At 72.8% G+C, this 26,205-nt stretch carries 21 protein-coding genes and 1 tRNA gene; 5 read left to right on the top strand and 17 right to left on the bottom strand.

Annotated features, from left to right (window positions below; genetic code table 11):
* Positions 1-60: 60 nt before the first annotated feature.
* The gene (locus BM339_RS11925; RefSeq protein ID WP_075020857.1) at positions 61-1,452 is read right to left on the bottom strand and encodes a cystathionine beta-synthase; all 1,392 of its coding nucleotides are present in this window, start codon (positions 1,450-1,452) and stop codon (positions 61-63) included.
* Between the two features lie 186 nt (positions 1,453-1,638).
* Between BM339_RS11925 and BM339_RS11920 the strand changes: the two genes are divergently transcribed.
* From BM339_RS11920 to BM339_RS11910, 3 genes are all read left to right on the top strand, one after another.
* A complete protein-coding gene (locus BM339_RS11920) occupies positions 1,639-2,637 on the top strand; it encodes an SGNH/GDSL hydrolase family protein (protein ID WP_021594992.1) in 999 nt (332 codons plus the stop codon).
* 314 nt (positions 2,638-2,951) lie between these two features.
* Positions 2,952-4,172, top strand: coding sequence for an acetyl-CoA C-acetyltransferase (locus tag BM339_RS11915; RefSeq protein ID WP_075020856.1), 1,221 nt, complete (start codon positions 2,952-2,954; stop codon positions 4,170-4,172).
* A gap of 178 nt (positions 4,173-4,350) precedes the next feature.
* A complete protein-coding gene (locus BM339_RS11910) occupies positions 4,351-4,578 on the top strand; it encodes a DUF4287 domain-containing protein (protein WP_021594994.1) in 228 nt (75 codons plus the stop codon).
* 175 nt (positions 4,579-4,753) lie between these two features.
* On the opposite strand, the gene BM339_RS11905 is transcribed toward BM339_RS11910, so the two are convergent.
* The 5 genes from BM339_RS11905 to BM339_RS11885 all read right to left on the bottom strand — a co-directional run bounded on the left by BM339_RS11905 (position 4,754) and on the right by BM339_RS11885 (position 10,284).
* On the bottom strand, positions 4,754-5,560 hold the full coding sequence (locus BM339_RS11905; protein WP_021594995.1) for a Bax inhibitor-1/YccA family protein: 807 nt from the start codon (positions 5,558-5,560) through the stop codon (positions 4,754-4,756).
* A 495-nt stretch (positions 5,561-6,055) separates the two neighbouring features.
* Positions 6,056-7,429 carry an amidase gene (locus BM339_RS11900; protein ID WP_075020855.1) on the bottom strand — a complete coding sequence of 458 codons (1,374 nt, stop codon included), beginning with the start codon at positions 7,427-7,429 and terminating at the stop codon, positions 6,056-6,058.
* A gap of 255 nt (positions 7,430-7,684) precedes the next feature.
* A tRNA-Leu gene (locus BM339_RS11895) sits at positions 7,685-7,760 on the bottom strand.
* Between the two features lie 113 nt (positions 7,761-7,873).
* Positions 7,874-9,223 carry an NAD(P)/FAD-dependent oxidoreductase gene (locus tag BM339_RS11890; protein WP_021594997.1) on the bottom strand — a complete coding sequence of 450 codons (1,350 nt, stop codon included), beginning with the start codon at positions 9,221-9,223 and terminating at the stop codon, positions 7,874-7,876.
* Between the two features lie 239 nt (positions 9,224-9,462).
* The gene (locus BM339_RS11885; RefSeq protein ID WP_021594998.1) at positions 9,463-10,284 is read right to left on the bottom strand and encodes a uracil-DNA glycosylase; all 822 of its coding nucleotides are present in this window, start codon (positions 10,282-10,284) and stop codon (positions 9,463-9,465) included.
* 140 nt (positions 10,285-10,424) lie between these two features.
* Here BM339_RS11885 and BM339_RS48590 point away from each other — a divergent pair, with 140 nt between their 5' ends.
* On the top strand, positions 10,425-11,192 hold the full coding sequence (locus BM339_RS48590; RefSeq protein ID WP_075020854.1) for a DUF2510 domain-containing protein: 768 nt from the start codon (positions 10,425-10,427) through the stop codon (positions 11,190-11,192).
* Here BM339_RS48590 and BM339_RS11875 read toward each other — a convergent pair whose 3' ends face one another.
* From BM339_RS11875 to eno, 4 genes are all read right to left on the bottom strand, one after another.
* Positions 11,193-12,149: a Ppx/GppA phosphatase family protein gene (locus BM339_RS11875; RefSeq protein ID WP_021595000.1), complete on the bottom strand. Its 957-nt coding sequence runs from the start codon at positions 12,147-12,149 to the stop codon at positions 11,193-11,195.
* Positions 12,146-12,727, bottom strand: a complete 582-nt coding sequence (locus BM339_RS11870; RefSeq protein WP_075020853.1) for a DUF501 domain-containing protein — start codon at positions 12,725-12,727, stop codon at positions 12,146-12,148. Before BM339_RS11870 ends, BM339_RS11875 begins: the two co-directional genes overlap by 4 nt.
* Positions 12,728-12,842: 115 nt before the next feature.
* Complete coding sequence (locus BM339_RS11865) at positions 12,843-13,331, bottom strand: FtsB family cell division protein (RefSeq protein ID WP_083597558.1); 489 nt, start codon at positions 13,329-13,331, stop codon at positions 12,843-12,845.
* A 95-nt stretch (positions 13,332-13,426) separates the two neighbouring features.
* On the bottom strand, positions 13,427-14,710 hold the full coding sequence (gene eno, locus BM339_RS11860) for a phosphopyruvate hydratase (protein WP_021595003.1): 1,284 nt from the start codon (positions 14,708-14,710) through the stop codon (positions 13,427-13,429).
* Positions 14,711-14,985: 275 nt separating this feature from the next.
* Here eno and BM339_RS11855 point away from each other — a divergent pair, with 275 nt between their 5' ends.
* A complete protein-coding gene (locus BM339_RS11855) occupies positions 14,986-16,335 on the top strand; it encodes a sensor histidine kinase (protein ID WP_083597557.1) in 1,350 nt (449 codons plus the stop codon).
* Between the two features lie 95 nt (positions 16,336-16,430).
* Here BM339_RS11855 and BM339_RS11850 read toward each other — a convergent pair whose 3' ends face one another.
* The 7 genes from BM339_RS11850 to mfd form a co-directional block, all read right to left on the bottom strand.
* Complete coding sequence (locus BM339_RS11850) at positions 16,431-16,787, bottom strand: tetratricopeptide repeat protein (protein ID WP_083597556.1); 357 nt, start codon at positions 16,785-16,787, stop codon at positions 16,431-16,433.
* 84 nt (positions 16,788-16,871) lie between these two features.
* Positions 16,872-17,090, bottom strand: coding sequence for a hypothetical protein (locus BM339_RS11845; protein ID WP_143118373.1), 219 nt, complete (start codon positions 17,088-17,090; stop codon positions 16,872-16,874).
* 45 nt (positions 17,091-17,135) lie between these two features.
* Positions 17,136-18,089: an NADP-dependent oxidoreductase gene (locus BM339_RS11840; protein ID WP_021595007.1), complete on the bottom strand. Its 954-nt coding sequence runs from the start codon at positions 18,087-18,089 to the stop codon at positions 17,136-17,138.
* 107 nt (positions 18,090-18,196) lie between these two features.
* Positions 18,197-20,683 carry a penicillin-binding protein gene (locus BM339_RS11835; protein WP_177287675.1) on the bottom strand — a complete coding sequence of 829 codons (2,487 nt, stop codon included), beginning with the start codon at positions 20,681-20,683 and terminating at the stop codon, positions 18,197-18,199.
* A gap of 70 nt (positions 20,684-20,753) precedes the next feature.
* Positions 20,754-21,740, bottom strand: a complete 987-nt coding sequence (locus tag BM339_RS11830) for a nucleoside triphosphate pyrophosphohydrolase (protein ID WP_075020851.1) — start codon at positions 21,738-21,740, stop codon at positions 20,754-20,756.
* A gap of 5 nt (positions 21,741-21,745) precedes the next feature.
* Positions 21,746-22,402 (bottom strand): hypothetical protein, encoded by a 657-nt coding sequence (locus tag BM339_RS11825; RefSeq protein ID WP_143118372.1) that lies wholly within the window; start codon positions 22,400-22,402, stop codon positions 21,746-21,748.
* Positions 22,403-22,536: 134 nt separating this feature from the next.
* The gene (mfd, locus tag BM339_RS11820; RefSeq protein WP_075020966.1) at positions 22,537-26,088 is read right to left on the bottom strand and encodes a transcription-repair coupling factor; all 3,552 of its coding nucleotides are present in this window, start codon (positions 26,086-26,088) and stop codon (positions 22,537-22,539) included.
* Positions 26,089-26,205 lie beyond the last annotated feature (117 nt).

Below are 26,205 nucleotides of genomic sequence, written 5' to 3'. Positions count from 1 at the left end.
CACCTGAAGAGGAGCGCCTGGAGATCACCGCGATCTCCAGGCGCTCTTCTGCGTCCTGGGTCAGCCGGTGGCGTCGGACAGGAAGGCGAGCAGGTCCTGGCGGGTGATCAGGCCCTTGGGCTTGCCGTCCACGAGGACGACCGCGGCCCCGGACTTCTCCAGGACGCCGACGGCCTTGCTGACGGGCTCGCCGGAGCCGAGCGTCGGCAGCGGCGCCGCCATGTGCGCCTCCACGGGCTCGGTCATCTTGGCCCGGCCCTGGACCATGATGTCGAGCAGGTCGGTCTCCCCGACCGAGCCGACCACCTCGGCCGCCATGACCGGCGGCTCCTCCTTCATCACCGGCAGCTGCGACACCTCGTACTCGCGCATGATGGCGATCGCGGTCTGCACGGTCTCGTGCGGGTGGACGTGCACGAACTCCGGCAGCGTGCCGCCCTTGCGGGTGAGCACCTCGCCGACCCGGGCCTCCTCGGTGGACGGGGTGAGGAACCCGTAGTCCGCCATCCAGGCGTCGTTGAAGATCTTGCCGAGGTAGCCGCGGCCGCCGTCCGGCAGCAGCACGACGATCACCGCGTCGGGGTCGGCCCGCTCGGCGACGCGCAGCGCGGCGACGACCGCCATCCCGCAGGAGCCGCCGACGAGCAGCGCCTCCTCGCGGGCGAGCCGCCGGGTCATCGTGAAGGAGTCCTTGTCGGACACCGCGATGACGTCGTCGCAGATGTCGCGGTCGTAGGTCTCCGGCCAGATGTCCTCGCCGACGCCCTCGGTGAGGTAGGGGCGGCCGCTGCCGCCGGAGTACACCGAGCCCTCCGGGTCGGCACCGATGATCTGCACCCGCCCGCCGGAGACCTCCTTGAGGTACCGGCCGGTGCCGCTGATGGTGCCGCCCGTGCCGATCCCCGCGACGAAGTGGGTGATGCGCCCCTCGGTCTGCTCCCACAGCTCCGGACCGGTCGTCTCGTAGTGCGACCGCGGATTCTGCGGGTTGGTGTACTGGTTCGGCTTCCAGGCGTCCGGGATCTCGGCGACGAGGCGGTCGGACACCGAGTAATAGGAGTCGGGGTGCTCGGGGTTCACCGCCGTCGGGCAGACGACGACCTCGGCGCCGTACGCGCGCAGCACGTCGATCTTGTCCTTGCCGACCTTGTCGGGGCAGACGAAGACGCAGCGGTAGCCGCGCTCCTGCGCCACGATGGCGAGCCCGACCCCGGTGTTGCCGGACGTCGGCTCGACGATCGTCCCGCCGGGCCGCAGCTCGCCGGACCGCTCGGCGGCGTCGATCATGCGGACCGCGATGCGGTCCTTCACCGAGCCGCCGGGATTGAAGTACTCCACCTTGGCCAGCACCTGCGGCCGGGGGCCGCCGGCCCGCCGGTCCCGGGTGACCTTGCGCAGTCGAACGAGCGGGGTGTTGCCCATCAGTTCGACGAGCGAGTCGTGTACGTGCACCGCGACATCCTTGTCGTTCAGTGTGTGGATCTGACCGTTGCGTCCGTGTTTCCGCCGCCGGTCACGCGTGGGAACGGGCGCGGGTCCGGAAGGTTTCCCGTTTCCGACGTTAGCCGAGAAAGGCACCCGCAGGTATCGCCGCCCCCACGCGCGGGTAGGAACTAAATCACGGAGGGTCAACGCAGCATGTTGAGAGCATTCACGGCACGCCGCATCGCGGCGGCCGCGGCCTATGGCGGCGGAGGAATCACCGCCCTGGGCGGCATCACGTTCGGCCTTCTGGTGATGGAGGCCCGGCTCGCCCGGAGGATCATCTCGGCGACGCCCAACGGCGACCCGCCCGTGGCGGACGGGCTGTACGGCGAGGAGCACGGCGGCTCCCCGCTGTCGCTGGTCATGCTGGGCGACTCGACCGCGGCCGGGCTCGGCGTCCACACCCCGGAGGAGACGCCGGCCGCGCTCCTCGCGAGCGGCCTGGCGGCGATCGCGGGCCGGCCCGTCCGGGTGACGAACGTGGCCCGGTCCGGCTCCCGCTCGCACGCGCTGCGCGGCCAGGTCGACCGGGCGCTGCAGGCCCGTCCCGACGTCGCGGTCATCATGATCGGCGCCAACGACGTGACGGCGCGGGTGCCGCCCGCCGAGTCCGTCCGGCATCTCGGGTACGCGGTCGAGCGGCTGCGCGCCGCCGACGCGATGGTGGTGGTCGGCACCTGCCCCGACCTCGGCTCGGTCAAGTCGCTGATGCCGCCGCTGCGCTGGTTCGCGCGCCGCGCGAGCCGCCAGCTCGCCGCGGCGCAGACGGTCGCGGTCGTCGAGCACGGTGCCCGCTCGGTGTCGCTCGGCGACCTCCTCGGCCGCGAGTTCGCCGCCGACCCGCTCTCGATGTTCAGCGAGGACCGCTACCACCCGTCCGCCCGCGGGTACGCCGCCGCGGCGGCGGCCGTGCTGCCCTCGATGGCGTCGGTGCTCGACCTGGAGCACGACCCGGCAGGCCACCTCGACGAGGACGTCATCCCCATCTACCGCGCGGCCGTGGAGGCCGCCGAGCGGGCCGGCACCGAGGTGTCGGGCGCGTCGGTGGGCGGCCGCGACCGGGGTCCCCGCGGACGCTGGGCGCGCCTCCTGCGCCGCAGGTCCCCCGCCCGCGACGTGCCGCCCGCCCCGGCGGCACCCGACCCGGCCTGAGCGGCCGGGTACGCGGGACCGGGACCCGTCCGGTCACCTGTGACGAGCCCCGGTCGTCCGCCGCACCGGCCGGTCCCCCCGCCCACACTCGCGCGGACCGGCCGGTGGCGCCGGTACCAGCGTCCGGCGCCCGGCGTCCCGGGCACATGGGGCGGCCGTCATCCCCCCGCCGGGACACCTGTAAGCGCACGCTTATGGCCGGGGTCCCGTCCACCGAGCCCAGGGGGCGGCATGTACGGCCCGAGGGGCCAGCGGTTAGATTGCCCGTGACCGGCGAGTAACGCCGTGACGGCCGCTGAGACAGGAGACCCGCAATGCCCGAGGCAGTCATCGTCGCAACCGCGCGCTCGCCGATCGGCCGCGCCTTCAAGGGGTCGCTCAAGGACATCCGGCCCGACGACCTCACCGCCCAGATGATCACCGCCGCGATGGCGAAGGTCCCGCAGCTGGATCCGAGCCAGATCGACGACCTGCTGCTCGGCTGCGGGCTGCCCGGCGGCGAGCAGGGCTACAACATGGCGCGCGTGGTGTCGGTCCTGCTCGGCTGGGACGGCGTGCCCGGCGCCACCATCACCCGGTACTGCTCGTCCTCGCTGCAGACGACCCGGATGGCCCTGCACGCCATCCGCGCGGGCGAGGCGGACGTCATCGTCTCCGCGGGCGTCGAGACCGTCAGCCGGTTCGCCAAGGGCAGCAGCGACGGCCTCCCCGACACGCAGAACCCGCTGTTCGCCGACGCCGAGGCCCGCACCGCCAAGGCGGGCGAGGGCGGCGCCCCCGTCTGGCACGACCCGCGCGAGGACGGCGCCCTGCCCGACATCTACATCGCGATGGGCCAGACGGCCGAGAACGTCGCCAGCCTGCGCGGCCTCTCCCGGCAGGCGCAGGACGAGTTCGGCGTGCGCTCGCAGAACCTCGCCGAGAAGGCCCTCGCCAACGGGTTCTGGGAGAAGGACATCACGCCGGTGACGCTGCCGGACGGCTCGGTCATCGCCAAGGACGACGGCCCCCGCCCCGGCACCACCTACGAGAAGGTCTCCCAGCTCCAGCCGGTCTTCCGGCCGGACGGGACGGTCACCGCGGGCAACTGCTGCCCGCTGAACGACGGCGCCGCCGCCGTGGTGATCATGAGCGACACCAAGGCCGCCGAGCTCGGCATCACCCCGCTGGCCCGGATCGTCTCGACCGGGGTCACCGGCCTGTCCCCCGAGATCATGGGCCTCGGCCCGGTGGAGGCGTCCCGCAAGGCACTGGCGAAGGCCGGGATGACCATCGACGACATCGACCTCGTCGAGATCAACGAGGCGTTCGCGGCGCAGGTGCTGCCGTCCGCCGAGGACCTCGGCATCGACATCGACAAGCTCAACGTCAACGGCGGCGCGATCGCGGTCGGCCACCCGTTCGGCATGACCGGCGCCCGCATCACCTCCACGCTCCTCAACGGGCTGAAGTTCCACGACAAGCAGTTCGGGCTGGAGACCATGTGCGTGGGCGGCGGCCAGGGCATGGCGATGGTGGTGGAACGCCTGTCCTGAATCCCGGCGCCGGGATGGCCCGTATGGCACGCCATGCGGGCCACCTGCGCGTTTCGGAGAGAACCCCCGTTACAGATGATCTACGTAACGTAATAGATAGGTCCCCGTTAGGGGGTTGTCACATCCGGGGTGGTGATGCAGAGTCGGCAGGAAGAGCCCCGCGACCTGGAGGTGCCAATTGTCACTGAACCACTCGCCGGAGACGCACAGCAAGTTGATCGCCCGCATTCCGCAAGTCACAGGACGTGACATCCCCGAGTGGTTCACCACCATCGAGAACGGGCCGTCGTTCACCCGCTGCGAGGAACGCAGCACCTGGCTGGCCGACGAGCACAACCTCTCCCACGGCTATGCCGCGGCCCTGGTGCGCGAGCACGAGCGCACGCGACGGGCGCGCCACTACTGAACGCGCGCCGCACCGAACTTCATACGCGTAACTTCATACGTGTCCATTCGTGGCGGGATCCCGCCAACGGACGCCCCCGCCGTCGTGCCGCCAAGGCGCCACGACCCTGGCGCAGAGATCCCGCACAGATCAGCCCCACGCCACCGGCGCGGGGCTGATCATTGCCCGGCGGGGCCTAGTCGCGTCCGCTGAAGTAGCTGAGCAGCCGCAGGATCTCCAGGTAGATCCACACCAGGCTCAGCACCAGCCCGAACGCGCAGTACCAGGCGAACTTCTCCGGCGCGCCGGAACGGACGCCCTGCTCGATCGAGTCGAAGTCGAGCAGCAGGAAGAAGCAGCCGACGAGGATCGCGACGACGCTGAAGACGTAGGCGAGCGGGTTGCCGGGGTCGCGGATGCCGATCCCGTCCTCACCGCCGAAGGCGCTCACCAGCAGGTTGATGATCATCAGCGCGATCAGCGCGACGCCGGCGGCGATCACGAACTTGGCGAACTTGGGCGTGACGCGGACGATGCGCAGCGCGTAGACGGCGAGGGTCGCGCCGAACGCCAGCGCCGTCCCGATCACGGCCTGGAAGACGATGCCGTTGTAGACGTCGTTGTAGGCGTGGCTGATGATGCCGACGACGACGCCGTACACGGCGGCGAACGCCAGCACCATGGGCGCGTTGGCCTTGCGGCCGAACGTGATGAACGCCCAGATCCCGATCTCCGCGACGAGCGCGAGCACCAGCACGGGGACGGCCAGGTCGGTGGGCACCAGCACCCACGCCAGCGCCGCGGTGATCACCAGCAGCGCCAGGGTGGCGAACCCGCGGACGACGACGTCGTCCATGGTCATCGCCCGGACCTGCGGCGGCGCCGCGTAGCCGGGAGCGTAGGGTCCGGGTCCGTGCTCCGCCGGGCCGTACCCGGGGGCGCCGTACCCCGTGGCCCGCTGGTCGAAGGCGTTCCCCCGGAACGCGGGGTTTCTGCTCTCCATCAGTCTCTCCAGTTCGGCCGATGTGACACCAAGCCAACCACACCCCGACGCCTTTGGGCCGTAGCAGAACCCACCCTCATGAACGAAACAGAAACCAACCCTCTCGGACGACGTAGAAACGCCCCCTTGGACGACGCAGGACGGGCCCTCTCGGAGAGGCGCCAAGCCCGAGCACGAACCTCAATGAGCACCCGCGGGTCGGGTGGCCGGAGGGCGCTCTGGCGCCCGGAGGTCGCCCGACCCGACGGGCGGGGAGCCGCTTTGCGAGACGCGCCAGCGGATCGGAAAGCGGCTCCCCGCCCGCAACGGGGGTTCCAGGGGGTCACCCCCCTGGGCAAATACAGTGCCCCTGGCGGGAGTACCAAAGGATGGGAACAGGGCTGACCTGCGGATTCGTATCCGCGTCTGTAGCGCGCTTCTCGTTCCCCTTTTGGTCAAGACACGGTTGGGAGACCGGGCTGGGATGGGCGGGGCCGGCCAGCCAGGACGGGCACGTCAGGGCTGGAGTGGCGGGCGACGGTCGCGGACCGGGCTGACCGACTCGAGTCGTTCGGCCAGTGCGAGGAGGTCGTTGTCGGCCCACCAGGCGCCGATGAGCTGGACACCGATGGGCAGGCCGCCCGCGGTCGTCCCAAACGGCAGCGAGACGGCGGGCAGGCCGGTGAGGTTGAATGGCACCGTCGCCCGCATGACGTTGCGGGCTGGCACTTTCTCCCCGCCGACAACGTAACTGGATTGCGCATGCGGCGGCGCCGGGATCGTCACCACCGGGCAGACGAGCACATCGTAGGCCTGGAACCAGTGCGTGAACACCGACCTCAGTTGTTCCACCTCGCCTTCGGCAGCAAGGTAGTCGGCGATCGTGACGTCCGGTGCCTGGAGCGTCCGCGCGATCACCGGGTGCAACTCCGCCTCCCGCCCGGCCGTGATGCCGCGCAGGTAGGGCAGCATCTCAGCGGTGAACAGCGTCGCCGAGATCCGCGTGCAGTCGTGCTCGGCAAGCCACGGGACGCCGACCTGCTCGACCTGGAGACCGAGGTCGGACAGAGCCACAGCCGCCGACGCCACCGTATCGGCCACCTCCGGGTCGATCGGGCCGAACGCGTCGGTGGTCCAGCCGATCCGGGCGGGCCCGCCGGGCCGGGCGGCGGCCAGGGCGGCCGCGTAGGGGTCCCGCCCGTCGGGGCCTTCCAACAGCGACAGCGCCAGCCGCAGGTCACGCACGCTGCGCGCCATCGGGCCGGCATGCCACCAACGCCGCAGCGCGTGCGGGAAATGACCGGTGCACGGCACCCGCCCATGGGTGGGTTTGATCGAGGCGATGCCGGTGTCGTGAGCCGGTCCGCGCACGGAGATCGCGACATCACTGCCCAGGCCGAGCGGCGACAGACCCGCCGCGATGGCCGCGGACTCGCCTCCACTGGAGCCGCCGGGGGTGCGTTCGGGGTCGTAGGGGTTGAGCGACCGGCCGGCGACCAGGTTGTCGGTCTCGGTCCAGTACGACATCTCCGGCAGGTTGGTCTTCGCCAACGGGATTCCGCCCGCAGCCCGCAGACGCGCCACGGCGGTGGCGTCGGCGTCCGGGACGTGATCGGCGAACAACGACGATCCCCGGGTGGTCCGCACGCCTTCGGTGTCGAACGAGTCCTTGATCGTGAACGGCACGCCACCCAGCGGCCCGGTGCGCGAGCGAGCGGCAGCGGCGAGGGCCTGCTCGCCCAGCACGGTGACGAAGGCGTTGACCCGCTCGCCCAGCGCCTCGATGCGATCCAGATGCGCCTGCACGACCTCGACCGCGGTGACCTCGTCGACGGCTATAAGGCGCGCCAGCTCGGTCGCGTCGAGCCAGACCAAGTCCGCAGTGTCCATAGTCGATGATCGTAATGCTGGGAGCCAGCACCCATCGTGGGCGGCGCCCCGAGCCGCGCAACGCGGCGGCGAGACCGTGACCGCTGCACGCGGTTCGTCGGACCCGACCGGGCGAAGAGCGCAGTCGTGAGATGTGCCGCATCACCCTGACCGGCCCCACCATCACCGCCGCCAGCCGAACCGCCCAACGGCGCAAACAAGAGAATACGGAACAGGACCGCCACCCATCGGGCGATGGTCCTGTTCCCATCCTTGTGGTGCCCCTGGTCGGACTCGAACCGACACAATGGCTCTTTTAGGGAGCCCGCCTCTGCCATTGGGCTACAGGGGCGGCGTCATCATATCGAGTCAGCGGTCGGCGCCGCCGGTCGCGAGGGCCGTGGAGCAGGGGCTCGGGCGGCCGGGTCCGGCCAGTGGAACGGTCCGGCCGGTCAAGGGGACCGGTCAGGTGTCGCGCTGGCGGCCCGCGGCCAGTTCGAACTCCTGGCGCGGCCATTCCAGTTCGCCCAGCGAGACGATCTCACGCTGGAAGAACAGCGCGAGCGTCCAGTCCATGGTGATCCGGAACTTGCGGTTGACGGTCGGCATCCGCGACAGATGGTAGGTGCGGTGCATGACCCAGGCGGGCAGCCCGCGGAGCTTCACCCCGTAGACGTTCGCGACGCCCTTGTGGAGGCCGAGGCTCGCCACGGACCCGACGTAGGCGTGCCGGTAGGGCTTCCTGGGCTTGCCGCGCACGTCGGCCGCGATGTTGTCGCCGAGGCGCTTGGCCTGCCTGACCGCGTGCTGCGCGTTGGGCGCGGTGAACTCCCCCTTTCCGGTGAGGTCGGGGACGGCCGCGTTGTCGCCGGCGGCGTACACGTGCTCCAGCCCGTCCACGGTCAGCTCGGCGGTCGTCTTGACGCGTCCCTTGCCGTCGAGGGGAAGGTCGCTCTCCCGGACGACGGGATGCGGTTTCACGCCCGCCGTCCAGACGAGCGTGCCGGCGTCGAACTCCTCGCCGTCGCTCAGCACGATGCGCCGCTTCTCGGCGGACTTGAGGAGGGTCTCCAGCTTGACCTCGATGCCGCGGCGGCGCAGGGCGTCGGCGGTGTGCCGGCCCATCTCGGGCCCCACCTCGGGCAGGATCCGGTCGGTCGCCTCGACCATCATCCAGCGCATCTCGCCGGCGTCGATGGTCGGGTACCACTTGCAGGCGTCCCGGGCCATGTCCTCCAGCTCGGCCATGGCCTCGATGCCCGCGAAGCCGGCGCCGACGAAGACGAACGTCAGCGCCCGCCTCCGGACGTCCTCGTCGCCGGGGTTCGAGGCGGCGATGTCGAGCTGGTGCAGGACGTGGTTGCGCAGGAAGATCGCCTCTTCGACGGTCTTGAAGCCGATGCCGCAGTCGGCCAGGCCGGGGATGGGCAGCGTCCGCGAGATGGAGCCGAGGGCGACGACGAGCATGTCGTAGTCGATGTCGCGCTCCGGGACCCCGGCGGTGCTCGCCCCGGCCGGCCGGATGGTGAGGCGCCTGGACGCGTGGTCGATCCGCGTGACGAACCCGTTCACGACGCGGCAGCGCTTCAGGACCTTGCGCAGCGGTGCCACCACGTGCCGCGGCTCCAGGTTCCCCGCCGCCGCCTCGGGCAGGAACGGCTGGTAGGTCATGTAGGACTGGGGGTCGATGACGGTGACGCCGACCTCGCCCCGGCGCAGCTCACCGCGCAGCTTCTTCTGCAGCCTCAGGGCGGTGTACATGCCGACGTACCCGCCGCCGACGATGACGATCTGTCTGGTGCGCTGAGAAGCCATGCCTGAGCGATACCCGCATCCGGGACAGGTTCACGTCTTTGCCCGCGTGGCGAACTTCTCGCCCGATTCCCGCATCACACCGTACGTACCACCAGAAAGCAGACGGCGAGGCCAGGGCCGGACGGGGGCGCCAAGCGGCCGCGGGCGGCGGACCGGTGCAGGGGCCGGTCCGCCGCGCCACGGCCGCTTGGCCAAGGCCCTGCCTCGCCGTCGGGCCCCCTCGGGGGAGGGGCCCGGCGTCACCGGTGGTCGCGGGCGCGGGTGAAGACCGCGTCCAGCATGTCCTCGGTGACCCGGCCGGTGAAGGTGTTCTGCTGGCTCGGGTGGTAGCAGCCCAGCAGCAGCACCGGATCGCGGCGGGTCACCGAGGGCGGCGGCGCCAGCTCGACCTCGGCGCCGTGGCCGAACTTCGGGCGCGGGCGCGGCAGCCCGTAGCCGGCCTGGCGCAGCGCCGGCCACACCCCCTGCCACGCGAACCCGCCCAGGCAGACCACGCACCGGACGCTCGGCGCCACCTCCTCGACCTCGCGGGCCAGCCACGGCAGGCAGGTCGTCCGCTCCAGCGGCGACGGCTTGTTGTCCGGCGGGGCGCAGCGGACAGTCGCCGCCATCCGGGCGCCGATCAGCCGCTGCCCGTCGCCGGCGTGCACGCTCGTCGGCAGCGCGGCCAGCCCGACCCGGTGCAGGGACGCGAACAGCCAGTCCCCCGACCGGTCGCCGGTGAAGATCCGCCCGGTGCGGTTGCCGCCGTGCGCGGCCGGCGCGAGGCCGACGATGAGGATCCGCGGCTCGGCCTCGCCCCATCCGGCGATGGGGCGTCCCCAGTACTCCTCGTCCGCGAACGCCCGGCGCCGCTCGACGGCCACCTTCTCCCGCCACGCCACCAGCCGGTCGCAGGCGCGGCACACCGACTGGCGGGCGCACAGCTCGTCCAGATCCGGCGCCTTGGCGGCCAGGTCGAGGACCTCGCCGGCGTCGTGCGCGACGGGCGTGCCGGGGGCGGCGGGGTCCTCCGGCCACCCCGACCCGGGTGGCACGAAGGGGGCGTTGGCGGACGGCATACCACCGATCGTCCCACGCCACAGGCGGTGGCCGGGTTCCGCCCATGACCGGTGAGAACCGGCATCGGTCGGTACGATGCGTTCGCCGGTCGGGGAGGCGGGGTGTCCGGCACGCCGTCGTGCGAAGCGGGAGGCAGGCAGTGTCGCAACCGGGCTGGTACCCAGACCCCTACGGCACGGGGAGCCTGCGCTGGTGGGACGGGGAGAACTGGACCGAGCGGCTGAACCCCGAGCCGGACCGGCCGCCGCGGATCCCGCTCCGGGAGCCCCGGCGGCGCGAGGAGCCCGCCGCCGGGCGCCACTACGCCGCCCCTCACTCGCCGACCTGGGACAACACCGCCCCCGCCGTCCCCGCGCTGGACGTGAACGTGCACGGCCTGCACCTGCACGCCGACGACCAGGGCGTGTCCTACGGGACCGCGGCGCTTCCGTGGGCGCGGGTCGAGTGGGTGGCGTACTGGGCGGCGGAGCGCCCGGCCGGATACGGCCACGCCGCCGGCACCCAGTGGATCTTCCAGGTCGGCCGGTTCCCCTTCAACGGCGGCCCCCGGGTGGAGGTCGTGATCGAGCAGGACGGCCCGCCGGGCTCCGAGAGCGAGCCGGAGCGGGTCTGGGGGCGGCTGATCCAGCTGTGCCAGGAGTACGCCGAGCAGCGGCTCGCCACCGAGCTGGCCGGACGGGTCCGGGCGGGCGAGTCGGTCGACGTGGCGCAGGGCCTGACCGTCCACCCGGGCGGGGTGCGCGGCAACCGGGTCTCGCTGAGCTGGTCGTCCATCTCCGGCGCGACGGTCGACCGGGGCCGGGTCTGGATCCAGCAGGCCGGCGGCACCACGCCGGTCCTCTACGTCCCGCAGCAGAACCCGAACGCGGTGCTGATCCCCGCCCTGCTGGCCCGGCTCAAGTACTGATCAGACCAGCGACCAGGCGATGCCGTCCAGGATGTCGTGCTCGCTGACGACGACGGCGCCGAACCCGTACTCCCGCATGATCCGGTCCAGGATCAGCGCGCCCGCGCCGATCACGTCGACCCGGCCGGGATGCATGACGCCGAACTCGGCGCGCTCGGCCCGGGTGGCGTGCAGCAGCCGCCGCGTCACCTCGTGCACCTGGCCCGCGGTGATGCGCGACAGGTGGATGCGGGACGCGTCGTACTCCGGCAGGCCGAGCGCGATGCCGGCCACCGTGGTGACGGACCCGGCGAGGCCGACGAGCGTGCGCGCCTCGTCCACCGGGACCGTCTCCCGGACGGCGGCGAGGGCCGCGTCGATGTCGGCCGCGGCGCCGGAGATCTGCTGCGGCGAGGGCGGGTCGTCCTTGAGGTGCCGCTCGGTCATCCGCACGCAGCCGATGTCGATCGAGCGGGCCGCGTCCGCCGAGGAGCTGCCGAGCACGAACTCGGTGGACCCGCCGCCGATGTCCACCACCAGGTAGGGGCGGGCCGGGCGGAGCGCGGCCAGCTCCCGGGTGGCGCCGGTGAACGACAGGCCGGCCTCCTCGTCCCCGCTGATCACCTCGGGGACGACGCCGAAGATGTCCACGACGCCGCGGACGAAGTCGGCCCGGTTCGCGGCGTCGCGGGTCGCGCTGGTCGCCACCACCCGGGTCTTGATCGGCCCGTGCCCGGCGCCGGCGCCGTGCCGGTCGATCAGCCCGGCGTACCCGCGCATCGCGGTGAAGGTGCGCTCCAGCGCGGCGGGCGACAGCCGCCCGGTCTCGTCGACGCCCTCTCCCAGCCGGACGATCTCCATCCGCCGCTCGACGTCGGTGAGGGTGCCGCCGGCCCCGCCGTCGCCGCCCGGGACGATGTCGGCGATCAGCAGGCGGACCGAGTTCGTCCCGCAGTCGATGGCCGCGACGCGCGTCACCGCGACTCCCCCTCGTCCGTGCCCTGCTCGTCCGTGCCCCGCTCGTCCGTGCCCTGCTCGTCCGTGCCCTGCTCGTCCGTGCCGGGGCGGACGCAGGGCCCGGTGCGCCACCATTCCGGGAGCGCCTCCAGCGCCTCGCGGCCGAACGGGTTCACGCCGGGGACGGCCAGCTCGTGGGCGATGAGGGCGTGCAGGCACTTGACGCGCTCGGGCATGCCGCCGGCGCTCTGCGTGCCCGCGGGCAGCGGCTCGATCCCGTCCTCGCGGGCGGCCCGGTCGCGGCGCCGCAGGTAGTCCTCATGGGCCGCGGCGTACTCGGCGGCCAGCGACGGGTCGGCGGCGAGCCTGGCCTGCATGTCGCGCATGACACCGCTGCCCTCCAGCGTCCCGATGGCCGAGGCGGCCTTCGGGCAGGTCAGGTAGAACAGCGTCGGGAAGGGCGTCCCGTCGGGGAGGCGCGGCGCCGTCTCGATGACGGCGGGCCGCCCGCACGGGCAGCGGCTCGCCACCCCGCGCACGCCGCGCGGCTCCCGCCCGAGCTGGGCCGCGACGGCGGCCGTGTCACCTGCTTCGATCATCTGTCCCCACCCGCGGATCGGTCGATCCGTCTCTCCTGCACCATCGCGCCGGCACGGTCGCCCACCCGGCCCTCCCGCCGGACGCGCCCGCCGCCCGGCCGGTGGACCGGACGTGTCAGCGCGGTCTGTCGGCGGCCTCGACCGACCGCCACAGCGTCTCGTACCAGGGCGGCGTGGCCGCCGGCCCGCCCTTGCGGGACCGCTGCCCGCCGTCCCCGCTGCCGTCCAGCACGATGTAGCACTTTACGTCAGGACGGCAGTAATGGAGCCTTCGCGTCGCCTCACGCTCAATGTACGACTTATCACCCAGTTGTTGCTTCCGCTGGGCGAGCTCGTCCACCTGCCGGCGGGCCACGGCCTCCTGGCGGCGGAGGTCCGCGATCTCCTTGCGCTGGGCGATGTACTCCCGGACGGGGTAGGCGAGGCTCAGCGCGATCGCGCACATCACCACCGCCAGGATCGCGGCGCGGCTGGTCAGTGCCGGGTTCCCCCGGCGCGGACCGGACCCGTGCTCGCCGGACCCGTGGTCGTCCGCCTCGTGCCCCGCGGTCTCGCCGTCGTCACGCCCGCCCCGCGGGCCCCCTCGCTCCTCGCCCTGCGCCATCGTGTCCCCTGCCTGTGGCCCGGCCGGTCGGATCGCGACGCCCGGCGGGCGGCCGCCCCGCCCGCCGGGTCATGCGCCGTCAGTTCTGCGCGTCGTCAGCCCTGCGCGTCGAAGCGCGGGAACGCGGCGGCGCCCGCGTAGCGCGCCGCGTCGTCCAGCAGTTCCTCGATGCGCAGCAACTGGTTGTACTTGGCGACCCGGTCGCTGCGGGCCGGAGCGCCGGTCTTGATCTGGCCACAGTTGGTCGCGACGGCCAGGTCGGCGATCGTGGTGTCCTCGGTCTCGCCGGAGCGGTGGCTCATCATGCAGCGGTACCCGCTGGTCTGCGCGAGCGAGACGGCGTCGAGGGTCTCGCTGAGCGTGCCGATCTGGTTGACCTTGACCAGCAGCGCGTTCGCGGCGCCGGACTTGATGCCGCGGCCGAGCCGCTCGGGGTTGGTGACGAACAGGTCGTCGCCGACGAGCTGGACACGGTCGCCGACGGCGGCGGTGAGGCCCTCCCAGCCGGCCCAGTCCTCCTCGTCCAGCGGGTCCTCGATGGAGACCAGCGGGTAGCCGCCGAGCAGCTCGGCGTAGTAGGCGGCCATGTCGTCGGCGGACCGCTTGGTGCCCTCGAACGCGTACTGGCCGTCGGCGTGGAACTCGGTGGCGGCGACGTCCAGGGCGAGCGCGATGTCGCGGCCGGGGGTGAAGCCGGCCTTGCGGATCGCCTCCATGATGAGGTCGAGCGCGTCCCGGTTGCTCGGCAGGTCGGGGGCGAAGCCGCCCTCGTCGCCGAGGCCGGTGTTCAGCCCGCGCGACTTCAGCACCGACTTGAGGGCGTGGTAGGTCTCGGCGCCCCAGCGCAGCGCCTCGGCGAAGGTGGCGGCGCCGATCGGCGCGATCATGAACTCCTGGACGTCGACGTTGGTGTCGGCGTGCGCGCCCCCGTTCAGGATGTTCATCATCGGGACGGGCAGCAGGTGCGCGTTCGGCCCGCCCACGTAGCGGAACAGCGGGAGCCCGGCGGAGTCGGCGGCGGCCTTGGCGACGGCGAGGCTGACGCCGAGGATCGCGTTGGCGCCGAGCGCGGACTTGGCGGGGGTGCCGTCCAGGTCGGCCAGGAGCTGGTCGATCAGCCGCTGGTCGGACGCGGGGTACCCGACGAGCTTCTCGTCGATGGTCTCGTTGACGGCCTTGACCGCGTTCCGCACGCCCTTGCCGCCGTAGCGCTCGCCGCCGTCGCGCAGCTCGACGGCCTCGAACTGCCCGGTGGAGGCCCCGCTCGGCACGGCGGCGCGGGCCTCGGTCCCATCGGCGAGCAGGACCTCGACCTCGACGGTCGGATTGCCGCGGGAGTCAAGGATCTCCCGGGCGAGCACGGCCTCGATCGACGACACGGGGAACCCCCTGATGGTGCGGATGGTCTGGTGCGGTCACCGAGCCTATCCGCGCGGCGCCCGCCCCGCCCAACCGCCTCGCCGTTCCCCTCGCGACCGGCCGACAAATCGGACGTCCACCACGGAACCGACCATCCTTTGCCCACTCCGAGGGTGAAGTTTGCCCTGTTCAGGCAAGAAGTCACAAGTACTGGCAGAAACGTCCCCGGGAGGTCGTCATAGCATTCCGGCTCCGCCGGCCCTCCGGGGGTCCGAGCCATTGGCTCTGGCGGGCCGTGCTGCGTCACCCGGAGATCCGGATCCGGGTGACCGTGACGGCCGCGCTGGTGGCGCTGGTGCTGTCGACGGCGCTGTGGGTCGTCCTGCTGACCCTGGTCCGTGGAGACGCGGTCATCGACGCCACCCGGGACGCGTCCCGGGAGGCACGGCGGACCAGGACCTCGATCGTCAACGGTACCCTGACCGACCCGCTCCAGGGGCCCGCGGGCAAGCTCGTTCAGGTCCAGGATGCGGCGGGCCGGGTGATCGCGGCCTCGCCGGCGATGCGGGGCCGTCCCCCGGTGGACGTCGGGCGGCCGCCGCCCGACGACGACCGCCGGGTCGTCCGGAGCTGCGGCATCGACGCGCCCAACGGGTCGTGCTTCGTGGTCGTCGAGCTCAGGGAGAAGGAACCGGAGGCGGGCACGGTGTTCGTGCTGTCGCTGGAGCCGGAGCCGGGGCTCATACCGCGCCCGCTGACTGCCGCGCTCCTGGCGCTCGGCATCCCGTTCATCACCGGTTTCGTCGGCTACGGCACCTGGCTGTCGGTGAGCCGGGCGCTGCGCCCGGTCGACGACATCCGCCGGAAACTGGACGAGATCACCGCCACCGACCTGGAGCGCCGCGTCCCGGTCCCGCCCCGCCGCGACGAGGTGGGGCGGCTCGCCGAGAGCGTGAACGCGACCCTCGACCGGCTGGAGGGGGCGGTCGCGCGGCAGCGCGGGTTCGTCTCGGACGTGTCGCACGAGCTGCGCAGCCCGCTCACCGCGCTGCGGATGGAACTGGAGCTGGCGCTCGCGGCGCCCGAGGACACCGACGTCTCGAAGACGCTGCGCACCATCCTGGTCAACACCGAGCGGCTGTCGGCGGTGGTGGACGACCTGCTGGCGCTCGCCAGCCTGGACGCCGACCGCGGCTTCTCCCGGGAGCAGGTGGACCTGACCGAGATCACCGATCAGGAGGTGCTGCGGCGGCCCCGCCGCACCCAGATCACCGTGCTGTCGGAGGGGCCGGTGACGGTGCACGGCGGGCGCAGCGAGCTGGCGCGGCTGGTGACCAACCTGCTCGACAACGCCGACCGGCACGCGGCGTCGGAGGTGACGGTGATCCTGCGCACGGAGCTGCCCGACACCGCCGTCGTCGAGGTGATCGACGACGGCACGGGCATCGCGCCGGAGGACCGCGAGCGCGTGTTCGAGCGGTTCGCGCGCCTGGCCGAGGGCCGGCACCGGGACGCCGGCGGCACCGGCCTCGGCCTGGCGATCTCCCGCGACATCGCGGAGGCGCACCGCGGGTCGCTGATCCTCACCGACCGGATCGACAGCGTCCCCGGCGCCCGCTTCGTGCTGCGCCTGCCCCGCAACTGAACCGGGCGACCGAGACGGGCGACCGAGACGGGCGACCGAGACGGGCGACCGAGACGGGCGACCGAGACGGCCGGGACCGCGCCGCCGCGGGATCGTCAGTACAGGTCGGCCGCCGTCACCGACACCTCGGCCTCCTCCGCGGGCAGGACGCCCATGGCGCGGGCGAGCTTGCGGAAGGGGGCGGCCTCGTCCGGGCGGCTCTGGCGCTCCAGGGTGCGGGCGAGCGCCTCGTGCGCCCAGCCGTTGCAGGGGTCCAGCTCGACGAGGCGGCGCAGCGTCTCCTCGGCGGGACGGAGCTGGGCGCTGTGGAAGTAGGCGCGGCCGAGCAGCTCGACCGCCGCGCGGTTGCCCGGGTGCTCCGCGACGATCGGCGCCAGCAGGCGCGCCGCGCCGGCGTAGTCCCTGGCCTCGAAGAACAGCGTCGCGCGCTCGAACTCCTCGAACGTCGTCACGGCGCCTCCCTCCTTAGTTGCTTGACACAACCCTGCAACCGAAGGAGGCCGGCGCTTGTTCCCCGCCGGGGCCGGACGGCCACATCAGATGTCGCCGAGCGAGGCGCGCAGGCGCTCGCGTTCGGCCTCCAGCAGCTCGATCTGGCCCTGCAGCTCTTCGCGCTGCGCGAGGTACTGGCCGGAGTCCACGAAGTCGGCGGGCTCGCCGGGCGGCGGGGGAAGGTCGGCGCGCAGCCGGGCGAGCGACTCCTCGAGGTCGCGGAGACGGGCACGCCGGTCGTCGTCGGGCTGGCTCTGGTTCATGTGCTCCTCCATGCCCGCACGGGCGCCGTCCTCACCTCGGTCGGCTCAGACGCGCAGGACGGTCTTGCCCCGCGCGCCGCCCGCCCGGTTGTCCGCCAGCGCGTCGGCCGCCTTCTCCAGCGGCAGCTCCCGCTCGACCCGGACGCGCAGCTCGCCCGCGTCGATGAGGGCGGAGAGCCGGTCCAGCAGCTCGGCCGACGGCTCGTACTCGAAGTTCACCCCGCGCAGCCCCTGCGACTCCATCGAGTCCGGGTGCACCGACCAGGTGGTGGTGATGTAGGTCCCGCCGGGCCGCAGGAGCTGCGCGATGTGCTCGGTCGACCGGGTGTCGCTGACCATGTCGAGGACGACGTCGATCCCGTCGGAGTGGACCTCGAGGACCTGCCGGTTGAGGTCGCCCTGCGCGTGGTCGACGGTCTCGTCCGCGCCGAGCCGCCGCATCGTTCCGGCCATGTCGGCGCGGGCCGTCGCGATGACCCTGGCGCCGGCGCGGGAGGCGAGCTGCACCACGCACTGCCCGACCCCGCCGGTCGCGCCCACGACCAGGACGGTCAGGCCGGCGCCGGCCTCCTCGACCCCGGCCTCCTCGATCATGGCGAGCGCCGTCATGCCCGCGGTCGGCACCGCCGCCGCCTGCGTGTAGATCATCCCCTCCGGGATCCGGGCGACCGGCCCCTCGTCGCGGGCGAGGGCGTACTCGGCGTAGCTGCCGAGCCCGCGCTCCACCCCGAGGAAGGACCCGTAGACCTGCTCGCCGTGCCGCAGCCGGGTCACGCCCTCGCCGACCGCGTCGACGACGCCCGCGCCGTCCTGCCCGAGGATCAGCGGGAACGGCGCGTCGACGGAGTCCTTGAGCATGCCCTCGGCGATCTTCCAGTCGAGCGGGTTCAGCCCGGCGGCGATCATCTTCACGACGATCTCCCCCGGCCCCGGTTCCGGGCGCGGCAGGTTCATCGGCGCCGGCGTGGCGCCGTACTCGGACACGGCGATGGCTCGCATGACGGATCGTCCCCCCGAACGGATCGGTGGCGGGTCCGCCACCGCCGATGATCTACCCCGGTGGCCGGACGATCACACGACCGCGCAGGTCAGCGCAGTGGCAAGGGTCACGCGGGCGCCTGCTCGGCCGGGTTCTCCGGCCGGGGCGTGGCGGTGCCGGGCGGGGTCGGCGGCTGCTGCCCGCCGCCACCGCCGCCACCGCCGCCACCGGGCCCGGGACGGCCGCCGGCGTCGCCGCGCCGCGCCCCCTTGCTGACCCGCAGCATGATCGTGTCGCCCGGCTCCGCGGAGCCCGGCCCGGGTGACATCTCGGCGACGGTGCCCCGCCCGTAGCGGCGGGACGCGACCGGCGCGCCCACGCCGGCCCGGAACCCGGCGGCGCGGAGCCTGGCGATCGCGTCGCGCAGCCTCATGCCCCGCACGTCGGGCACCTTCGCCCGGTCCTCGCCGGATCCCCGGCTGAAGTAGCGCGACGGCGGCCGGTGGAACGAGGACGGGGCCGTGCCCGACAGCGCCCCGAGCATGCTCTGCCGCCAGATCGGCGCCGGGATCGTCGCCCCGAACACGGCGCCGTAGCACCGGCCGTCCATGCAGAGGCTCTCCATCGGGTGCTTGTAGCCGCCGCGCGGGTCGCCGACCCACACGGCCGCGGCCAGGTCCGGGGTGTACCCGGCGAACCAGGCGGCGGAGAAGTTGTCGACGGTGCCGGTCTTGCCCGCGGCGTCGCGGCCGAGGCCCATGCCGCGCGCCGTGCCCTTGGTGAGGACGCCGCGCAGCACGTGGTTGACGGCGTCCGCGACGTCCTCGTCCATCGCCTGCTCGCACTTGCGTCCGGGAACCTTCAGCTTCTTGCCGCCCGGGCCGCGGATCTCCTTGATGGCGATCGGCTCGCAGTACTCGCCGCGGGCGCCGAACGCCGCGTAGGCCGCGGCGAGCCGCAGCGGCGACACCGGGTTGAAGCCCAGCGTGAAGGACGGGTACTGCTCCAGCGGCTTGCCGTTCGCCTGCTTCATCCCGAGCCGCTCGGCCATCTTGACCGTGTCGCAGAGGCCGACCTTCTTCTCCAGGGCGAGGAAGAACGTGTTGACCGAGTGGTGCGTGCCGGTGACGATGCTGAACTCTTTACCGCCCTCGCCGTCGGCGGCGTTCCGCAGCGAGGCGCCCGGGTCGCCGACGCGCTCGCCGTCGCAGTTGCGGTAGCCGACGGGGGTGTACCGGCGCGGCGCCATCAGCCGGGTGCCGAACGGCATGCCCTCGTCCAGCGCGGCGGCCAGCGTGAACGCCTTGAACGTGGACCCGGCCTGCATGCCGATGCTGGAGCCGTGGCTGGCGTCCGCGGCGAAGTTGATCCACGTCTTGCCGCGCTCCTTGTCCGGCCCGAGCTCGCGGTCGACGACCATCGCCTTGATCTCGCCCGTGCCGGGCTCCACCATCGCCTCGGCGGCGGCCTTGTGCGCGGAGTTCTTCGGCGGGACGTGCCGGTCCACGGCCTTCTGCGCGGCCTTCTGCGCCCGCCTGTCCAGGGTGGTGCGGATCGTCAGGCCGCCGCGCTTGAGCAGCTTCTCCCGCTCCTTGGCCGTCTCGCCGAACACCGGGTTGGTGAGGATCTCGCGCTGGACGTAGTCGCAGAAGAACGGCGCCTTGCTGGAGACGCAGCCGCTGCGGACGTTGTCCACGTCCAGGTCGATGGGCTTCTTCTTGGTCTCCTCGGCCTTGGCGCGGTCGAGCCAGCCGAGGTCGGCCATCCGGTTCAGCACGGTGTCGCGGCGCTGCCGGGCCGCGCCGGGGTGCCGGGTCGGGTCGTAGGCGTAGGGGTAGCGGATGACGCCGGCGAGCAGCGCGGCCTCGTCCAGGTCCAGCTCGGAGGCGTGCTTGGAGAAGTAGTGCCGGGAGGCCGCCTCGATGCCGTAGGCGCCGTCGCCGTAGTAGGCGATGTTGAGGTAGCGGCGCAGGATCTCGTCCTTGCTGAACCTCTTCTCCAGCGCGACCGCGTACCGCAGCTCGCGGATCTTGCGGGCCGCGGTGATCTCCTTGGCCTCCTCGCGCTCGACGTCGGACTCGGCCTGGGTGAGCAGCAGGTTCTTCACGTACTGCTGGGTGATGCCCGAGCCGCCCTGGGTGACCTGGCCGCTGCTGAGGTTGCTGGCCAGCGCCCGCAGGGTGCCCTGGGCGTCGATCGCGCCGTGCTCGTAGAACCGGCTGTCCTCGATCGCCAGCACCGCCTGCCGGACGACCGGGGCGATCTTTTCGAGCGGGACGTCCACCCGGTTCTGGTAGAAGAACGTGGCGAGGGTGGAGCCGTCCGCGGCGAGGATCTTCGAGCGCTGCGGGACGCCGGACGTGCTGAGGTCGTCCGGCTCGGTACCGAACCAGCCGGCGGCGTCGCGGGCGCCGACGCCCGCGGTGCAGGCGGTCGGCAGCAGCATGAGCGCGACGAGGACGCCGGCCAGGCCGCCGAGGGCGCCGAGGCCGCGCAGCGCGCGGGCCTTCTCGGCGCGGGTCGTGGACCCGGTGAGCAGCCGCCGCCGGGGGCGCGGCGAGGACGGGGCTCCCCCGCCGGGTTCCCCTGCGTCGCCATCGGCCTCGATCGGCACGGGCTTAGCGTAAACGCGCCTCCCCGGCCGGACCACCCCATCACCGATGTTCTGCTCGATATCGCCCGAATCAGCCGTGCTGCTCTCGTCGTTCCCACGCTCGGACACGATCGCGAAATACCCGGGAAACGGCGCGCAACTCCGCCTCTGGGTCGAGTCCGCTCGCGGCGGCCTCGCGGACGAGCGCGAAGAGCCGCTCGCCGAGGGCGCTCCCGTCGCCGGCCGGGCCGCCGGCGAGGTCGTCCGCGAGGTCGGGCGGGACGTCCATCCGCGCCGCGCGGCGCTGGAGCTGCGCGGCCAGCGACAGCGCGGGCTGGCCCAGCGGCACCCCGTCGAGCGCGGACGCCTCGGCGCCGCTCTTCTCCGCCCGCTCGGCCGCCTTGATCTGCTCCCAGTTGGCGTTGACCTCGTCGGCGCCGGAGACGGTCACGTCCCCGAACACGTGCGGATGCCGCCGGACGAGCTTGTCGACGATCGCGCCCGCCACGTCGTCGATGGTGAACGCCGTGTCGTCGTCGCGCTCGGCCGCCACCACCGAGTGGAACGCCACCTGCATCAGCACGTCGCCCAGCTCCTCGCGGAGCGCGCCGAAGTCGCCGGACTCGATGGTGTCGAGGACCTCGTACGCCTCCTCCAGCAGGTACGGGACGAGGGTGACGTGCGTCTGCTTGCGGTCCCACGGGCACTCGCGGCGCAGCGTGTCCATCACCGACACGAGGTCGAGCAGCCGCGCGCCCGGCAGGTCGTAGGAGCCGTGCAGCACCTCCACGTCCAGCGGGTCGGCGACCGCGAGGGTCCCGACCTCGCGCATCAGCGCCTCGTCGCCCTCGGGCGCGGCCACCCACAGGACGTGCCCGCGCCGGGCGTCGGCGACCAGCCGCGCCGGGTCGGGCTCCGCCACCACCTCCGGCGCGATCCCGGCGTCGCGGAGCGAGGGCAGCAGCGGATGCCCGGCACGGAGCCGGACGGCGTCCGCGGAGCGGAGCGCGTCCCACGCCCGCCAGGTCAGCAGGCCGGGCGCGACCCGGTGCGTGGTCGCGAGCAGAGTCAGGCCCATGCGCCTCAGATACCCGAATCGGGGCTGGACAGCCGGTAGACGACCGGGGCGACCTCGAACTTCGCCGGGTCGTAGCTGCCGTAGCGCGGGTTGACCTCGATGTCCATGGCGCGGGCGGTGCGCTGGAACAGCTCGTTCCACTGCCGGCCCGCCTGCTGCGTCGCCGGGCTGAGCCGGTTGTCCATGTCGGCGCCGAACCGCTGCATGACGGCCAGCTGCGTCGCGACGAGCCGCGCCAGGTCGCGGGTGTGCGCGCGGGGCAGCCCGCTCGCCAGCGTGATCGCCCCGGCCCCGCCCTGGCGGTCCAGGGCCTGGACGGCGCCGTCGACCTGGCCCCCGGTGACCTCGACCCCGGCCTGCTCCGCGACCTCGCGCGCGACCCGGAAGTTGATCAGCAGGGTGAGCGCGCCCTGCAGGTCGGACTCGGAGTCGCCGGCGAGCTGCGGCGCCGGGTTGGCGGGGTTCGCGCGCAGCTCGTTGGCCGCCGGGTCCGCCCGGAACTGCGTCCGCCAGTCGCGGACGGTCTGGCTGAGGGTGGTCACGGTGATGCGGTCGTCACCGACGAGTGCGGCGGTGCCGACCTTCGGGGAGCCGCCGCAGCCGGCGAGCGCGGCGGCCGCCACCACGGCCGCCACCGCCGCCTTCACGGACTTACCAGGCACGGATTCCTCGTCTCGTCGTCGAGCTGTCTGGGATCGCGCCAGACTACTGATTCGGTGATCGGAGCGGAGCGCCGGCGGAGCGGAGGGCACCGAATCAGTGCCTACCGGGGTCCGGGGGTCGTCCCTCAGAGAGATTAGCGCTGCGCGGGGGCGGGCAGGAAAAGGGCCTCGACCAGGTCGGTCGCCCATTTCAGCAGTTCCTGGTCGCGCAGGGACCGGCCGCCGAGCGGCGCGGTCTTCGGCACCGGGACGAGCAGCGTGTCGGTCGCCGGCTTCAGGATGCTCTTCGGGTAGAGCCGCTGCAGCCTGACCTGCTTGGAGTCCGGCAGGCTCACCGGGGTGAACTTGACGAAGTTGCCCTGCAGGGTGACGTCGGTGAGCCCCGCCCCGCGGGCCTTGGCGCGGAACCGCGCGACCTCCAGGAGGTTCAGCACCGGGACGGGCAGCGGCCCGAACCGGTCCTTCAGCTCGTCGTGCACGGCGCCGATCTCGTCGTCGGAGGTGATGGCGGCGATGCGTCGGTAGGCGTCCAGGCGGAGCCGCTCCCCCGGCACGTACTCGTGCGGCAGGTGCGCGTCGACGGGCAGTTCGACCTTCGTCTCGGTGACCTCGGGCCGGCCGCCGCCGTCCTTCAGCTCCCGGACGGCCTCCCCGACCATCCGGACGTACAGGTCGAACCCGACGCCCGCGACGTGCCCGGACTGCTCGGCGCCGAGGATGTTGCCGGCGCCGCGGATCTCCAGATCCTTCATGGCGACGTACATGCCGGCGCCGACCTCGGTGTGCTGCGCCAGCGTCGCGAGCCGCTCGTGCGCGGTCTCGGTCAGCGGCTGCTCCGGCTGGTAGAGGAAGTACGCGTAGGCCCGCTCCCGGCCGCGTCCGACCCGCCCGCGGAGCTGGTGGAGCTGGGAGAGCCCGTACATGTCGGCGCGGTCGACGATGAGGGTGTTGGCGTTCGGCACGTCCAGGCCGGACTCCACGATCGTCGTCGCGACGAGCACGTCGTAGTTCTTCTCCCAGAAGTCGACCATCACCTTCTCGAGCTCGTGCTCGTTCATCTGGCCGTGCGCGATGCCGATCCGCGCCTCCGGCACGAGCCGCGCGAGGTTCGCCGCCACCTTGTTGATCGACCGGACCCGGTTGTGCACGAAGAACACCTGGCCTTCGCGCAGCAGCTCGCGCCGGATCGCGGCGGCGATCTGCTTCTCCTCGTACGGGCCGACGAACGTCAGGACCGGGTGGCGCTCCTCCGGCGGGGTCAGGATCGTCGACATCTCCCGGATGCCGGTCAGGCCCATCTCCAGCGTGCGCGGGATCGGGGTCGCGGACATGGCGAGCACGTCCACCTGCGTGCGGAGCCGCTTCAGCTCCTCCTTGTGCTCGACGCCGAACCGCTGCTCCTCGTCGATGACCACCAGCCCGAGGTTCTTGAACCGCGTCTGGGACGACAGGATCCGGTGGGTGCCGACGACGATGTCCACGGTGCCCTCGGACAGCCCGCGCAGCGTCTCCTCGATCTCCTTGTCGGACTGGAACCGGCTGATCGGCTTCACCACGACCGGGAACGCCGCGAACCGCTCGGTGAACGTCGACATGTGCTGCTGGACGAGCAGCGTCGTCGGCACGAGCACCGCGACCTGCCGCCCGTCCTGGACGGCTTTGAACGCGGCCCGCACCGCGATCTCGGTCTTGCCGTAGCCGACGTCGCCGCAGATCAGCCGGTCCATCGGGACGGGCCTCTCCATGTCGCCCTTCACCTCGTCGATCGCGGCGAGCTGGTCGGGCGTCTCGTTGTAGGGGAACGCGTCCTCCAGCTCCCGCTGCCACGGGGTGTCGGACGCGAACGGGTGCCCGGGGCTCGCCATCCGCGCCGAGTACAGCCGGATCAGCTCGCCGGCGATCTGCTTGACGGCCTTGCGGGCGCGGGACTTGGCCTTCTGCCAGTCGGCGCCGCCGAGACGGTGCAGGCTCGGCGCCTCGCCGCCGACGTACCGGGTGAGCTCCTCCAGCTGGTCGGTCGGGACGAACAGCCGGTCGCTCTTTGCGTATTCCAGGATGAGGTACTCGCGGGTGGCGCCCTGCACCGTCCGGCTGACCATCTCCACGTACCGCCCGACGCCGTGCTGCTCGTGGACGACGTAGTCGCCGGGCCGGAGCTGCAGCGGGTCGATCCCGCCGCGCCGCCGCGACGGCATGCGGCGGGCGTCCCTCGTGGACGACTTCTGCCCCGACAGGTCGGTCTCGGTCAGCACCGCCAGCCCGACGCGCTCCCAGACGAACCCGTTGTCCAGCAGCCCGGTCGTGACGCTGACCAGCGACGGCTCGGGCGGCCCGTCGAGGTCGGCGAGGCGCGCGCCGATGCCCTCCTCCCCGACGAGCTGGACGAGGCGCTCCGCGGGCCCGTGCCCGGCGGTGACCATCACGACGCGCCGGCCACCGTCGATCCAGGCCTTCAGGTCGCCGACGACGCGGGACGTGTCGCCCCGGTACGCCTCCGCCGGCTGCACGCCCAGGTTCAGCGCCTCCGCCCCGTCGTCCACGGGGTTGAGCGCTGTCACGCTCCATCGGGGCAGCCCCAGCTCATTGGAGTGCCGGCGGACCTCCTCCAGCGAGCGGAAGGCGGCGGCGCCGAGATCGATCGGCGCCTCTCCCCCGGCGGCGGCGTTCACCCAGCTCGCCTCCAGGAACTCCTGGCTCGTCCGGACCAGCTCGACCGACCGGGTCCGGATCCGCTCCGGCTCGCACACCAGCAGCGCCGACCCGTCCGGCAGCAGGTCGGTCAGCAGCTCCATGCTCTCGGCGAGGACGGGCGAGAACGCCTCCATGCCCTCGACGGTGTCGCCGTCGGCGATCCGGCCGAGGATCTCCTCCAGGGCCGGGTGCTCCTCGGCGAGCAGCTTCGCGCGCTCGCGAACCTCCTCGGTCAGCGGCAGCTCGCGGCAGGGCGGCGCCCACAGCCCGCTCTGCGCGACCTCCAGCGACCGCTGGTCGGCGGCCTTGAAGTAGCGGATCTCCTCGACCGTGTCGCCCCAGAACTCCACCCGGAGCGGGTGCTCCTCGGTCGGCGGGAACACGTCCAGGATCCCGCCGCGGACCGCGATCTCGCCGCGCTTCTCCACCAGGTCGACACGGTGGTACCCGGCGTCCACCAGGGCGCGGACGGTGTCGTCCATGTCGGCGTCCTCGCCGGACACGAGCCGCACCGGCTCCAGGTCGGCGAGCCCGGACACGATCGGCTGCAGCACCGCGCGGATCGGCGTGACGACGACGTCCAGCGCGCCGCCCTTGCCGTCCCCGCCCGTGTTCCCGCCGTCCGCGTTCTCGCCGTCCAGATGGGCGGCGTCCGGGTGGACGAGGCGCCGCAGCACCGCGAGGCGCTGCCCGACCGTGTCGGAGCGCGGCGACAGCTTCTCGTGCGGGAGCGTCTCCCAGGCCGGGAAGTGCGCGACGCGGCCGGGGTCGAGCAGGCTCGTCAGGGCGGCCGTCAGGTCCTCGGCCTCGCGGCCGGTCGCGGTCACCGCCAGCACCACGCCGCCGCCCGAGCCGAGGCCGCGGCTCAGCGCCGCCGCCAGGATCGGCCACAGCGCGGGCGGCGCCACGACCTCCTGGTCCGCGCGCGCCCGCTTGAGAGCGCGCTCCAGACCGGGGTCGGTGCACGCAAGGTCAACAAGTCCAGAAAGCGTCATCTTCGCCCGCACGATTCGCCCATCACCCCGAGGCAGGGCAGCCCGAAAACCCGGGATCCCAGCGGACCCCGGTACCGCGTACCAGGGTACGCGCCCGGAGCGGCGACACGGCGGTCA

The sequence above is a fragment of the Actinomadura madurae genome (assembly GCF_900115095.1).
GTDB classification, from domain to species: Bacteria; Actinomycetota; Actinomycetes; order Streptosporangiales; family Streptosporangiaceae; genus Spirillospora; species Spirillospora madurae.
This window is presented reverse-complemented; position numbering and strand designations above follow the sequence as displayed.

Bases quoted from the DNA above. Each gene is read 5' to 3' on its own strand.
- BM339_RS11865 (WP_083597558.1), bottom strand. From the start codon at position 13,331: ATGGCGCAGGGCGAGGAGCGAGGGGGCCCGCGGGGCGGGCGTGACGAC.
- BM339_RS11905 (WP_021594995.1), bottom strand. From the start codon at position 5,560: ATGGAGAGCAGAAACCCCGCGTTCCGGGGGAACGCCTTCGACCAGCGG.
- BM339_RS11915 (WP_075020856.1), top strand. From the start codon at position 2,952: ATGCCCGAGGCAGTCATCGTCGCAACCGCGCGCTCGCCGATCGGCCGC.
- BM339_RS11890 (WP_021594997.1), bottom strand. From the start codon at position 9,223: ATGGCTTCTCAGCGCACCAGACAGATCGTCATCGTCGGCGGCGGGTAC.
- BM339_RS11885 (WP_021594998.1), bottom strand. From the start codon at position 10,284: ATGCCGTCCGCCAACGCCCCCTTCGTGCCACCCGGGTCGGGGTGGCCG.
- mfd (WP_075020966.1), bottom strand. From the start codon at position 26,088: ATGACGCTTTCTGGACTTGTTGACCTTGCGTGCACCGACCCCGGTCTG.
- BM339_RS11900 (WP_075020855.1), bottom strand. From the start codon at position 7,429: ATGGACACTGCGGACTTGGTCTGGCTCGACGCGACCGAGCTGGCGCGC.
- BM339_RS11840 (WP_021595007.1), bottom strand. From the start codon at position 18,089: ATGCGAGCCATCGCCGTGTCCGAGTACGGCGCCACGCCGGCGCCGATG.
- BM339_RS11920 (WP_021594992.1), top strand. From the start codon at position 1,639: ATGTTGAGAGCATTCACGGCACGCCGCATCGCGGCGGCCGCGGCCTAT.
- BM339_RS11870 (WP_075020853.1), bottom strand. From the start codon at position 12,727: ATGATCGAAGCAGGTGACACGGCCGCCGTCGCGGCCCAGCTCGGGCGG.
- BM339_RS11830 (WP_075020851.1), bottom strand. From the start codon at position 21,740: ATGGGCCTGACTCTGCTCGCGACCACGCACCGGGTCGCGCCCGGCCTG.
- BM339_RS11845 (WP_143118373.1), bottom strand. From the start codon at position 17,090: ATGAACCAGAGCCAGCCCGACGACGACCGGCGTGCCCGTCTCCGCGAC.